This window comes from Nocardia takedensis NBRC 100417, assembly GCF_000308695.1.
Classification (GTDB): Bacteria; Actinomycetota; Actinomycetes; order Mycobacteriales; family Mycobacteriaceae; genus Nocardia; species Nocardia takedensis.
In genome coordinates, this window is record NZ_BAGG01000232.1 from 1 (window position 1) to 12,766 (window position 12,766).

Genomic DNA, 12,766 nt, shown 5'->3' on the forward strand with positions numbered 1-12,766 from the left:
CATGCGCCGTTTCGTGCGGGTGGGTGTTCGGGCAGGGCTGTGGTGCGGGCGGCTGGATCGATCCGACATCCCGGCTTCGCCCAGGTGACGGTAGCGATCGGCCCATCGTTTGGCGGTTGTCGGTGAGACTTGGAACCGTTCGGCTGCCCGCAGCAGCGGCCAATGCTCATCGACGACACAGCGAGCCAGCCGCAATCGACCCAGCTCCGACAACGGCGCATTACGGTGGGACACGAAGACCTCCGATCAGTGGACTGTGTTCGCTTGGCAGCTCGCACTCCACTCGGAGGTCTTCGTTTTGTCAGCTCGCCACGCCGTCACCAACGTCTGTGGTCAGAACAACTAGCGAAGCGGTCGGCGTGGCGTCCGCTTCGATCTCACGGATTTCGTGATCCGGTTACAGCGATGTAATTTGCTCCCTCGGAGGAGGATATACATGGGCGGCGGCGGGCTGTTCGGCCGCCGGGCTGCGACGGCGAACACGTTCTGACAAGATTCGTGGGCATGAATCCGGTCACATTTCACTCATTGGGACATCGGCACTCATCCCGTACTCACACGGCCACTGGTAGCGGAGTCGGTGACCTGAGGACCACGGTATGGTCGAGTCGATCCTCTCGATGTCTCCACAGGCGTGGTCGCGTCGGATGTGGCCGGAGACTCTCGACTATGATGTCATGACATGACATCGCCTTGGAGAATGACGTGAGCCGTTGGGATGCCGATCCGCGAGGTCGACTCCAGCGCGCCGCACTGGACCTGTTCGGCGAGCACGGTTACGAGCAGACGACGGTAGCCGATATCGCCCGACGAGCGGGAGTGACGCCGCGGACCTTCTTCCGGCACTTTTCCGATAAGCGTGAAGTGCTTTTCGAGGGAGAGGCCACGTTGCACGAGCTGCTCGTGCTGGCCGTCGCAGGAGCTATCAATCCGGTTTCGCCATTGGACGGTTTCACCGCCGCGCTGAAACCTGCGACCGCGATGTTCTACGCAAATCGGCCGATCGAGCAGGTACTTCGGCGTCATGCGGTGATCGCCGCCAACGAGGAGCTGCTGGAACGCGAACTCGTGAAGTTGTCTCGCCTGGCGGCGTCTCTGGCCGAGGCATTCGTCCGGCACGGAATACCCCGCCCAACCGCCGAGCTGGTCGCCGAGGCCGGAGTCTTGATCCTCAAGATCGCGGTTCGACGCTGGGTCGACGAGGCCGATACACGCGATCTCGACCACCATATCGATAGGGTCACTGCGGAGTTGGCCGCACTGACCGTGACGGGTTGAGCGGCACCGCGAGTCAGTCGGCAAGCCCCGGTGACGCAACCAGCAACTGACGTCATCATATGACGTCACTATGCTAATCTGATGTCATACAGTGACATCAATAATTAGGAGGATTTGCTCATGCGCGCAATCGAGTACGACACATTCGGCGGACCAGAGGTATTGCGTCTCAACGACAGGCCAGTCCCAGAACCAGGCGAGGGTCAGGTCCGGGTAGCGGTGAAGGTCGCCGCGGTCAACGGAGTCGACTGGAAGATCCGGCGAGGCGACATGGGAGACCAATCGATGCCCCAACGCCCCGGCCTGGAGTTGTCGGGAGTGGTCGACGCGGTCGGCCCTGGCGCGACGGTCGCGATCGGTGATGAGGTGTTCGGCTGGTCGGCACCGTCGACAACGCGCGTCCGGGGATGGGAAGGCGGTTTCCCGGGCGGAGCATACGCCGACTACTCCCTCGCCGACGTGGTCGCCCGGAAACCGCCCGCGCTGAGCTGGACCGAAGCCGCCATCTTGCCAGTGGCGGGCGAGACAGCGTTACGAGGAGTACGCAGACTCGGCATCCGAACCGGTGACGTGGTTCTCGTCCAGGGCGGCAGCGGTGTGGTCGGTTCGGTGGCTGTGCAGCTCGCTGTCGCTCGCGGCGCGACGGTGATCGCCACCGCCAGCGCGGACAACGCCGAGTACGTTTCCTCGCTCGGCGCGACCGCAGTTCGGTACGGCGAAGGGCTGGTGGACCGTGTTCGGCAGCTCACACCCCGGATCGACGCCGCACTCGACGCCGCGGGGTACGGAGGGCTGGAGAATCTCATCGTGCTGTGTGCCGGCACGGACCGCGTCCTGAGTCTCGCCGATCCGGGCGCGGTCGAACTCGGAATCCCCTTCGATCCTGGCGCACCGCAGGAGCATACCGCCGACGTGCTGTCCGAACTAGCCAGCATGGCGGTCGAGGGTACATTACGAGTCAGACATGCCCGCAGCTTCCCACTGTCGGAGGCCGCAGTGGCTCAGGAGCTCAGCGCTACCGGGCACGTCGGCGGAAAAATCACTCTTAACGTCTGCTGAACAACCATTTCGGCCCACGAAGCGATTCCCACCGCTCCAACTCCTCAGAGGTATCGGACCTCCAACTGGAACCGCAACGGCACTCAGGGGTCGAACGAGGCCTACCCCGCGAAGCATGACTGCTGCTCGACCAGAGCCACACCGCCTCATGAGCCAGGAACGCGACCATGGGCGCGACCGAGGCTCGGCCGCGCCCGGTGACGGACCCGTGCGCCGGTCGCGGGAACCTTGAACACCTGTGTACCCGTGCGGCCGGGTTTCTGCCCTCGCGCAAGCTCAGCCGAAGCGCATGGAAGATGTGCGAAAGTGGTTGAGGCACAGCCTGAAGGAAATGTAGAGGCAGAAGAACAGGCAGGAACCCCGGAAGCGGGAAAGGAGAAGGAAAGAAGACAGCCGGAACCCTACAAGAAGAGAAGTGCTGCCCGGGTTCACCGTCCTCGCTACGCTCCGTGCGCCGAAACTCGGGGGTACCAGGGACCCCGAACCGTCTCACGCGCCGAAACCGACCACAAGTCCGCGAACACCTCCGGTGACCCTTTTTCATGGCCCCACCGGGGCACGGTCGCCAGGCTCGGTATGACTTCTTGCCTCTACTTATCCCCGAACGACGGTAGATAGGTAGCGCCGCGGCAACTCGGCGCGCCTGGTCCTCACCCCGTTCAGATCTTGCACGGTGACTTCTTTCTTGCCCTTGGGCCAGGTGAACCGCCCCGGGTTTTGTGCTCACTCTCCTTCTTGGGAGGATGGGCGAGATCATGCCATCGAAGTACGACGAAGCGACCAAGGCCAAGGCGGTCCGGTTGGTCGTTGATCACCGTGACGACTACCCCAGTGAGTGGGCCGCGATCAAGGCCGTCTCGGCCCGGCTGGGGATGACCGCGGAGACCCTGCGGAACTGGATCCGCCGAGCAGAGGTCGATCGTGGTGAGGTCGACGGGGTGTCCACGGAGTCGGCCAGGATCATCCGCGAGCAGGAACGCAAGATCGCCGAGCTGGAGCAGACGATCGAGATCCTTTCCGCCGCAACGTCTTTTTTCGCGCGGGACAGGCACCCGCGACACCGTTAGTGTGTGAGTTCATCGCCGAGCACAAGGCCCGGTTCCCGATCGCGGCGATGTGTCGGGTGCTGACCGCGCACGGTGTCGGTATCGCGCCACGCACCTTTCACGCCTGGAACACGCGGGCGCCGTCGAAACGGGCGCTGTGGGACATCGCGGTCACCGGCCTCCTGGCCGAGGTCTACGAACCCGACACCAGCGGGCGACGGGCTCCGGAGTCGTTGTACGGGGCCGAGAAGATGTGGGCGCACCTGCGACGCCGGGGCACACCGGTGGCTCGCTGCACGGTGGAACGGTTGATGCGCGCCAACGGCTGGAAAGGCGTGGTGCGTGGCAAGAAGGTCCGAACCACCGAACCCGATCCGGCCGCGGCGCGGGCGCCGGACCTGGTCGATCGCCGGTTCCGGGTTCCTGCGCCGAACATGCTGCTCGTCGCGGATTTCACCTACGTCAGATTGACGACCGGCGTGTTCGCGTACACCGCGTTCGTCGTCGATGCCTACGCGGGCCGGATCGTGGGCTGGGAATGCTCAACCAGCAAACAGGCCGCTTTCGTGGAATCGGCGATCCGTCAGGCCGCAGCGCTGCGGGCACGTCAGGGGCGGCCGTGGACCGGGTCCACGATCCATCATTCGGACGCGGGATCGCAATACACATCGGTGAGATTCGGTGAGACACTGACACTTTCGGGTCTGCTTCCGTCGGTGGGGTCGGTCGGTGACGCGTTCGACAACGCTCTGGCCGAGACCACGATCGGACTCTACAAAACCGAGGCGGTGCGTGACGGTTCACCGTTCCGGCGCGGCCCGTTGAACCGTCTCGCCGACGTCGAGCTGCTCACTCACGAGTGGGTCGGCTGGTTCAACGAATCCCGGCTGATGCACCGACTCGGTCGCCGTCCACCGGTCGAGTACGAGAACCACTACTATTCGACCTGCTCCGAGCAACCGGCTGGAGACAGATAACCGGGTGCGCACGAAAACCGGGGCGGTTCAGCCCGAGGCGGCACCCCTTCATCCTCACAGTCGTATCGGGTAGCGACCCCGCGCCAGTGTTTGGCCTTGTTGAAGGCGTGTTCGATGACGTTGCGCCGCTTGTTAGGCGTCCCGGTCGAATCCTGGTGGCCGACCACCCCGACGGCCTCGTTTCTTGCGGTGGGCGATCTGATCAGCACGTTCGGGTATCACCGTGCGGATACCTCGGCGGCGCAACAACTCCCGGTTCACCAGGTGCCGGCGACCCTGATCAGGTCGATGTCGAGGGTGCCGATCGGTCCACCACACAAGCAGTAGGCGATCTCAAGTTCACCTTTCGTGTTCGGGGTCAGCGAGCGCGGCGCCAGCAGCCAGCGCCGCCATCCCGGACCGGCCTCGCTCACCCCGGGGACCGTCGCCACGGCCCGAACGAACAACCGAGGACCTTTCGCGCCTTCACCGCAGCTCACACGCTTCCACGCCTGCGCCGATGCGTCGGCGACGAGACGATCCACACGCGAGTCACCCCTGGCGAGCACGATCGGCGCACTGCTCGGGACGGCGACCACATACCCGATCCGGCGGCGCTCGCACCAGCGGCGGAACATCGAATCCCCACCATAGGCCTCATCCGCGGCCACTCAGCGCGCCGGCACCCCGGCATCCAGAGCACGCTCCAGCATCCGCTGGGCCAGCACCTGCTCCGTCGCGAACTCGACATCCTCGGGCACCCCGGCCTCGAGGCAACGTTCCCGATCGCCGATCCACGGCTTGGGCAGATACAGTTCCCCTGTCGATCAACGTGCGACCTTTGACCGTCGAGTACGCACAGAACACACCGAGCTGACAGTTCTCGATCCTGCCCGCCGTCCCCGAGTACTGACGTTGCACCCCAGCCGATTTCATCCCCTTCTTCAAGAACCCCGTCTTGTCGACAACCAGAACACCGTCCACATCACCGAGATGCTCCACCGCATACGCGCGCCCGTCATCACGCACCCCGTCGACATCCCACGCTGCCGCGTTCAGCAACCGCTGCATCCCGACCGGAGTCGGCTCACCAGCGGCTTCGGCCAACGTCCACCCGTTCTTGCCCATCAACGGCGCCAACACACCCCGCATATAACCACACGCCCGCCGCCGCGGCTCCGCCCAAAAAAACCGACCCGCCACCCGCCCGAACAACTCCTCCAACCCCTCCGAACACGCCACGAAATCCTCATCCACAACCACGAGAACACATGCTACCCAATAACATCACGAAGTGATGCTGGAGTACTAGCCGGGCGAGCGTCTGTATCTGATCCTGGACGACAATTCGGTCCACGAACGCCGGGAAGCGCGCGAATGGTGCGCCGCCAACGCCGCGGAGCTGGTGTTCCCGCCGACGCATTCATCGTGGTTGAACAGGATCGAGTGCGAGTTCGCAGCGTTGCGGTACTTCGCGCTCAACGGCACCGCCCACCGCACCCACGCAGAGCAGGACGTGGCGATCGGTGACGACACCCGCTGGCGCAATCAGTATGCCCGACCGATCCGGGACTTCGCCCCCGGCTCGAAGATCCAACGCCCCGGATTACGTACTCAACGTTGCGTGACGCGACACTAGCTTGTGCGTTCGATAGCGTCACCAAGATTGTGTCGTCGGTGCCAGCGATCGGCTACTGCTGTGAGTTCGACGACGGGACCCCGGCGCGCGGCCCGGACCGAACGAGCCGGGCACCGGTCAAGCGCCGTGCATCACTGGCACCTCGCCGGTCATGGTGGTCGGGACCGCTGGCCCCGACCACCCGCAGGGAGAACCGCAGGTGGCCACCACCGCGGAGGAGACCGTCACGTTGCCGCACGTTGTTACGTACATTGCTGCGGTAGCGGGGTACCCGCAGACCGGACACTTACCGAAGTAGTTGACGATCTCGTATACGTTAGTTCCGGTCGAACCTATGTTGTTAGGTGTCACAACTTTGCAATCCTTTGTATTCTTCCGCCTCAGACGCAGCCGCGAGAGGATCTCGTCCGCCTCCCTCCCCCCATGGTTGGCGCTGCTGATCGGATCATCTCTTCTTCCGTTTGGAGGTTCCGGCCGAGGAAGGCGACGTGACCGTGTACCTATAGTTCAGAACGAGCATGCAAGAATGGTGATTAACATACTCCTCATGGAAGACCGCGACGCGGCAAACCGGAGTTGCGCTCGGCGAGCTGCAAGCTCCGGAGGAGTTGCACACGTCACAACCCCACAACCGTCGGTTGTCGATGCGCACGGACTACACCGATGCCGAGGACCGGTTTCCCGGGTCACGGAGTTCGATCACCTCCGGGCCGGGCGAGTCGCTGTAGAGCGAGTCGATCATCGGTGCGTAACGACGAGCGATGACGTTGCGTCGCAACGACATCTTGGGCGTCACTTCCGGGCCGCCCGGCTCCCAGGTGTGGTCGAGCAGGACGAATCGTCGTATCTGCTCGGGGCGCGAGACCGTCGCATTGCCTCGTATGACCGCCTCGGTGATCTTGGCGCGTATCCCTGGCCGCGTGACCAGCAGGTCCACTTCCGCGGCGGTCACGCCGTTGGCCGTGGCGTCGGCGGCGATGGCCTCGGTGTCCAGCGTGATCAGCGCGGCCAGGTACGGTCGCCCTTCTCCGACCACCATCACCTGCCCGATGAGGAACGACGCGGCGATGACGGCGTTCTCCACTTTAGCCGGCGCGATGTTCTTGCCGGTGTCGTTGATGATCATCTCCGATTTGCGCCCGACCACGTGTAGATTGCCCGCTCGATCGAAGTGACCGATGTCGCCGGTCTGAAGCCAGCCGTTCACGTCCGCGGCGAGTTGGGTGCGGTGTGCGTCGCGATGGTAGCCGCGCATGACCATGGAGCCGCGCACTTGGATCTCACCGTCGGGCGCGAGGCGTAACTCGACCCCGCGCAGCGGTTTGCCGACGGTTCCCATGGCCGGATGGGGCAGTGTCGTCGTAGTGCTCACGCCCGTTGCCTCGGTCAGACCCCAGACCTCGGTGATCGGGACACCGAGGCCGTAGAAGAACTGCAAAATCTCCAAGGAGATCGGAGCGGCTCCGGTAGCGGCGAAACGGACCCGGTCCAGTCCCATCCGGAGCCGGAGTCGCCGCAAGACCAGAGCCTCGGCGAGGCGATGACGCACCCGCAGCGCGTAGCCCACCTTGCGGGAACGGAGTTCACGGTGGGCGCGTGCGGCGGCGACATCCAGCGCCCACCGGGCGATCCTCGCTTTCACCGAGGGGGTGGCGGCTTCCAGTTCGTCGAGGATGGCGGCGCGCGCCTTCTGCCACACGCGGGGCACGCCGAACACCACCGTGGGCCGGACTCGTGCGAGGGCCTCACCGACACGATGGGGGTCCGAAACCGAGGTCACCCGCAGGCCGTGCACAAGCCCACCGTAATGCGCGGTGACCCGGTCGGCGATGTGAGCTGCGGGCAGATAGGAGACGATGCTGTCCTGGAAGTCCACCGGCAGTTGCTCTTCGAGTCCGGCCAATTGGGCCAGGACGTTGGAGTGGGTCAGCTCGACCCCTTTCGGTGGGCCCGTGGTACCGGAGGTGTAGGTGATGGTCGCCAGGTCGCCGGGATGCACGCCCTGCCAACTGCGCTCGAAATCGAAACCGCGCTTGCGCAGTCTCATCAGCTGCTCCAACGACATGGCGCCGGGTTCGGCCCCGTCCACGCAGATCACTCGCACCGCCCCGAGCCCGATCCTGCGCACCAGGGGCATGAACCGTCGTTCGGTGACGAGCACGACGACTTCGGCGTTGTCGCAGATGAATCGCATCTCCTCCGGCGGCAACGTCGTGTAGATCGAGAACGGCGCAGCACCGAGGTGCAGCGCGGCGGTGTCCACCAAGTGAAACTCGGGACGATTGGCCAGCAGCAGACCGACGCAATCACCCGCCGAGACCGCCAGCGCGGCCATCCCCTGCGCGATGCGTTCCACTGCGAGTCCGTACTGCTCCCAGGTATAGCTGTCACCGGTGTCGAAGTCGACCAGAGCCGCCGCATCGGGCCAGGCGGCCCGTGTCGCCTGAAATGCCTCCGGCAGGGTACGCACGAGCGCACCACTGTCGTGCCGGAAGGAAACGAACGGGTCGCGACGATGCGGCATAGTCCACTCCGAACTCTACATACGGAGAACACATACTAACTTCCTGCACATCGACGCCACGTCAGTTCGTGAATAATCCCGCTCACCTCGACCATATGTGCAGTAGAAACCATGTTACTAACCCGCCTGCGGTGCCTCGGCTACGCTACATCCGATCACGGAGATCACGAACCACAATTAACATATGAGTAATCCAATGGGGAGAACGACATTTTCTTACAGCCGTCCGGCCGTGACGGGCCAGGCAGAAAGCGCGAGTTTCACCCGACACCCCGTCCACGGACACCCCACCGAGCCTCGACCGCCGTTCGCCGGCGTCCCGCGTTGCGACGTCCGGCCGTGAGACCCTCACGGCCGGACGTCGCAGCCGGCACGTCCGCGCACCACGGCCACGACCTCCGTTTGCACGAGCACCGATCGCGGCATCACCGAGCGCTTGACCGTCAGTTGCCGCCACGAGAACGACAAGGTTGGACGATCGGGACCGTCACAACTTGTCACTTCGTCCACCGACTATGGCGGCATGACGACAGCCGCCGGGCGAGCGAGGTTCGATCAGGTGTGGCCGCCAACACTCCGGAAGCGACCAAGAAGCGACCCGAGCTTCTCAATCAGTGGCCGTGGCAGCCGAATTCGTTCGCCCTGCGAACAGCGGACCGCCGCGGCCGTACTCAGGGTTCCACATAGCCGACGGAACAGCCCGCAGCGCCGTTCGCCGCACCGCGAAGAATTGCCGGCCAGTTGCCACTGAGTCGGAGTAGCTCGCCGTCAGATACCAGCATGTTACCGTTCGCTCACGGATGACCATCGAACTCGGAGCGGTCGCAATCCGAACAACGCGGAAAAATCTACACCGATCCGACCACACAGAAGCTGCCGCCACGTTGAGGGACTATCCCGCCCGGTGTCGAAACCCCAATGGTGCCGACTACCTCGATATCCGATCTGAACTGGCCTTTATCCGGTCTACCCTGCCAGACTCGCGCGCCACGAAGGCACCCGGTCGCACAAATTAGATCTTCAATTACCTTTGATTACTTACATTATGAAAGTCTAGAAAAAAGTCAGAAGACGACTCTATTCCCGTTTCGCGTTGCTATGTTAGGGATGGTTCTTACAGCCACCGGCAGTGCCACACACTGTGTGATAGCTCGCCGGCCACCAGTTATCGCCGCGGACGCCAGCAGTCGGCAGACCGCGAGGCCGCGTCAAGATGAGCCGAGGAGGTGGGTGATGCTCATCAACTCCGCGAGCTCGTTGCCGCGCTCGATCGATCCGGCCCTGCCCCCGGCGGATGAGACATGCTCGATTGTCGAGCTGGCTTCGACGTCACAGCCTGCACTCGGAGACGGGCACGGCGCGCCCGTGGCGGACCCCGGAGCCGGAGGCGTTGGGTCGGCCGAGCGGGTCCGCCCGGTTCGGAAGGAACCCGCACATCTGCACGTCCGCATCTGCTTGGGAGAACTGACGTTGGACTACGTCGCTTCCGCCGACCAGGCCCGAGATGTCGCACAGTTCTTGACGACATATCGAGCCAACCAGCAGCTCTCGGTGATCGTCGACGACAACCTGCACTCCGCTCTGCCGGAAATGCCCTGCGCGAGACTGTGGGATTGATGAACACGCGGCGCTTGCCGGACCGGTCGCGCGGACCGGTTTCGGGTAATCCCCCGGAGCGCAGCCCCTCTCCGGCAAGGACATTTCGACGAGAGCGGACCGCGCGCCCTCATGCGCGCGGTCGTTCGCTCGCGATGACCAGGCCATGTCGCCTGGCTGCGATCAGCCGGCGCATCGGTCGCGCAGCCGCACAGCTGGCCTCTCAGCCTCCCGCGGCCACGCGCACGATATCGGCGACGGCGTCGGGGCGGGACACATAAGAGGCGTGGGAGGCGTCGACCTCGCTGGTGCGGCCCGGGGCGACCCGTGCGGCGGTGGCGCGCTGCAGAGCCGGTGGGATGACTCGATCCTGGCCCGACACCAGGTACCAGCTCGGAGTCGTCGTCCACGAGGGGATTCCGGTTGGTTCGAGGTTGGTCACGATCGCCGCTGACTTCTGGTGGCGGAAAAGGTTCGCGGCCTCGGCGGGTGCGACATCCTGGCAGAAGACCTCGCGGAAGAAAGGCTCGGTGACGAAGGCGTCGAGGTTCACCCGGACCGGACTGGCCGGGTCGGGGACCGGGCCGGCCAGCAGCGCCGGGGGCAGCAACAGGCTGCCCGGGTAGGGAATCGGATTGAGCAGCTCCAGCATGCGCTGGCCTTGCTCAGGGGCGAACGCGGCGATGTAGACGTTGGCCTTGACGTCAGGGTCGTGGGTGTTGGTCACAACCACGCCGCCGTAGGAATGGCCGACAAGCACGATGGGGCCGTCGATGTCGGCGAGGAACTCGGTCAGTTTGCTCGCGTCGTAGGCGGGGCCGCGCAGCGGGTTGTCGAAGGTTCGCACGCTGTAGCCGTCGGCAGAGAGCCGCGCGGCCACGGCCGACCAGCCGCTGGCGTCGGCGAACGCGCCGTGCACCAGCACGACGGTCGCGGCGGGCTCGGCTCGGGCCGGAGCGGCGGCGGCGATCCCGGTGAGCACCAAGGCAGCGGCGGACAAAGCCGCGCGGACCCGGAGGGTGAAAGCTCGTCGTGACTTCATGATTCCTTCCCGGACGATGGATAGCCTGTTTCAGGTCGCAGAATACTCGGTAACTTATGGAACGCGGGTTGGTTTGCCGTCCAAGGCTCCGGTGAAGATCTCGGATTTTCGAGGCACAGACATCGGGCCGACTTCCGAGTTCACGGACCGCTGCGTCGGTGACAGGATCATGCAATCGGTCCGGACCGCCATTTCACGGTGGCCGGTCCCCGATGACGAGTCCACCCGGGATTGGAGTCCAGGTTTTTCGTTCGGATTCAGTTGGTCCCGCAGGCCACCGGGTGGTGGGTGTGGGTGCAGGCCGCAGCGTACTCGGCCGGTGTCAGGTAGCCCAGTGCCGAATGCCGATGGCGCCGGTTGTGATCGGTCTTGAAGTCGCCGATCACCACGCGTGCCTCGAGCAGGCTGATCCAGTGGTTGCGGTTGAGGCACTCGGTCCGCAAACGGCGGTTGGAGGATTCGATGAAGCCGTTGTTCCATGGCGTGCCCGGCGGGATATAACTGATCCCGACCCTGTCTGCGCAGAATCGTTGCAGGGCAGCCGAAATCATCTACGGCCCGTTGCCCATTCGCAGCACCCTCGGTGGACCGCCTGCCGTTGTGAACACCTTCGCCAGTTCGGTGACGAGCCGGTCGGCGGTGATCGATCGTTCCACGATGTGCAGCAGAGATTCGCGGGTGTGCTCGTCGATCATCGACGCGATCTTCACCGCCCGACCGTCGACGGTCGAGTCGAACTGGAAGTCCAACGCCCACACAACCTTCGCCGCGTCAGCATCGACCAGCGGTGTCGAGGACACCCCGGCCCGTTTGCGTGGGTGGTAGGCACGCACTTGCAGGCCCTCATCACGCCAGAGCCGGTGCACCTTCTTGATGTTGACGCATGCGCCCTCGTCGAACCGCAACGCCGCCCACGCCCGCCGGAACCCATGGCCCTGGTGCCTGGTGGCGTAGGAACGCAGCCAGGCCCGTGTGACGGCGTCCGGATCGGCCGGAGTCGAGGCCAGCGGCAGCCGCCGATAGGTCGACCTGTTGAGCCCGACGGCCCTGCACGCGAACCGTTCCGACATACCCATCACTTCTTTGAGCATGTCCACGACGCGGCGGCCCGCCGTCGGGCTCACCATCTTCCAGTCATGATCGATGCGGGCTGCGCCACCGGCCACGCCGGATCTGACTCACCATTTTCCTGACCGCCGGTCGGACGGGAGGATTCCGTGGTGGCAACCGATTGGACGGATCTGACCCGGAAGTTTCCTGACCGCGCCGCGTGTCTTTCGAAGGACCCGTCGATCCGTTCATGCCGGTGGCGCAACCCACTCCCCACTGAGCCCACCCCGGTAAGCGTGGGGGTTGTGACCTGATAGGAGCATGCCGCGCCGAACGCGTCGTCTCGTGACTGGCCTGTCCAACCCCCGCCACACCGGACAGCACGCTACGAGCGAAGGACGATCTCCGACTTGACCATCACCACACTGAACCAGCCGATCCTCGTCGGGGTCGACACCCACGCCGATACCCACCACGTCGCGGTGATCAACGAACACGGCAAGAAACTCGACGACCGCGAATTCGACACCACCGCAGCCGGTTACCGCGATCTCGACCGATGGCTGCGATCGCGTA

At 64.5% G+C, this 12,766-nt stretch carries 11 protein-coding genes and 2 pseudogenes; 6 read left to right on the plus strand and 7 right to left on the minus strand.

Features of this window, described 5'->3' with window-relative positions; all coding sequences use genetic code 11:
* A partial coding sequence (locus ON30_RS37980; RefSeq protein ID WP_157183900.1) for a leucine zipper domain-containing protein occupies positions 1 to 234 on the minus strand: 234 nt, incomplete at its 3' end.
* Between the two features lie 471 nt (positions 235 to 705).
* On the opposite strand from ON30_RS37980, the gene ON30_RS28845 reads away from it, so the two are divergent.
* The 3 genes from ON30_RS28845 to ON30_RS28860 all read left to right on the plus strand — a co-directional run bounded on the left by ON30_RS28845 (position 706) and on the right by ON30_RS28860 (position 4,360).
* Positions 706 to 1,278 carry a TetR/AcrR family transcriptional regulator gene (locus ON30_RS28845; protein ID WP_040712404.1) on the plus strand — a complete coding sequence of 191 codons (573 nt, stop codon included), beginning with the start codon at positions 706 to 708 and terminating at the stop codon, positions 1,276 to 1,278.
* Positions 1,279 to 1,398: 120 nt separating this feature from the next.
* Positions 1,399 to 2,337, plus strand: a complete 939-nt coding sequence (locus ON30_RS28850; RefSeq protein ID WP_040712398.1) for an NADP-dependent oxidoreductase — start codon at positions 1,399 to 1,401, stop codon at positions 2,335 to 2,337.
* A gap of 755 nt (positions 2,338 to 3,092) precedes the next feature.
* A protein-coding gene (locus ON30_RS28860) for an IS3 family transposase (protein WP_085999426.1) occupies positions 3,093 to 4,360 on the plus strand; the annotation gives its coding sequence in 2 pieces (ribosomal slippage) (positions 3,093 to 3,372 and positions 3,372 to 4,360; 1,269 coding nt in all).
* 59 nt (positions 4,361 to 4,419) lie between these two features.
* Here ON30_RS28860 and ON30_RS41420 read toward each other — a convergent pair.
* Both ON30_RS41420 and ON30_RS42605 read right to left on the minus strand, forming a co-directional pair.
* A pseudogene (locus ON30_RS41420) lies at positions 4,420 to 4,657 on the minus strand (IS5/IS1182 family transposase); the annotation flags it as partial.
* Positions 4,627 to 5,596: pseudogene (locus tag ON30_RS42605) on the minus strand (IS701 family transposase); the annotation flags it as partial. The pseudogenes ON30_RS42605 and ON30_RS41420, both read right to left, overlap by 31 nt.
* 76 nt (positions 5,597 to 5,672) lie before the next feature.
* On the opposite strand from ON30_RS42605, the gene ON30_RS37995 reads away from it, so the two are divergent.
* Positions 5,673 to 5,978, plus strand: a complete 306-nt coding sequence (locus ON30_RS37995; RefSeq protein WP_444543695.1) for a transposase — start codon at positions 5,673 to 5,675, stop codon at positions 5,976 to 5,978.
* Positions 5,979 to 6,633: 655 nt separating this feature from the next.
* Here ON30_RS37995 and ON30_RS28875 read toward each other — a convergent pair.
* Positions 6,634 to 8,448: an AMP-dependent synthetase/ligase gene (locus ON30_RS28875; protein WP_245554268.1), complete on the minus strand. Its 1,815-nt coding sequence runs from the start codon at positions 8,446 to 8,448 to the stop codon at positions 6,634 to 6,636.
* A 1,287-nt stretch (positions 8,449 to 9,735) separates the two neighbouring features.
* Between ON30_RS28875 and ON30_RS28880 the strand changes: the two genes are divergently transcribed.
* On the plus strand, positions 9,736 to 10,119 hold the full coding sequence (locus tag ON30_RS28880) for a hypothetical protein (RefSeq protein ID WP_040712402.1): 384 nt from the start codon (positions 9,736 to 9,738) through the stop codon (positions 10,117 to 10,119).
* A gap of 202 nt (positions 10,120 to 10,321) precedes the next feature.
* Here ON30_RS28880 and ON30_RS28885 read toward each other — a convergent pair whose 3' ends face one another.
* From ON30_RS28885 to ON30_RS38005, 3 genes are all read right to left on the minus strand, one after another.
* Positions 10,322 to 11,140 carry an alpha/beta fold hydrolase gene (locus ON30_RS28885; protein ID WP_040712403.1) on the minus strand — a complete coding sequence of 273 codons (819 nt, stop codon included), beginning with the start codon at positions 11,138 to 11,140 and terminating at the stop codon, positions 10,322 to 10,324.
* Between the two features lie 257 nt (positions 11,141 to 11,397).
* The gene (locus tag ON30_RS38000; RefSeq protein ID WP_083911753.1) at positions 11,398 to 11,691 is read right to left on the minus strand and encodes an integrase core domain-containing protein; all 294 of its coding nucleotides are present in this window, start codon (positions 11,689 to 11,691) and stop codon (positions 11,398 to 11,400) included.
* Positions 11,692 to 12,267: an IS3 family transposase gene (locus ON30_RS38005; protein WP_083911754.1), complete on the minus strand. Its 576-nt coding sequence runs from the start codon at positions 12,265 to 12,267 to the stop codon at positions 11,692 to 11,694.
* Positions 12,268 to 12,600: 333 nt separating this feature from the next.
* Here ON30_RS38005 and ON30_RS42405 point away from each other — a divergent pair.
* Positions 12,601 to 12,766 (plus strand): IS110 family transposase (locus ON30_RS42405; RefSeq protein WP_373282652.1); only part of this gene is annotated, 166 nt, incomplete at its 3' end.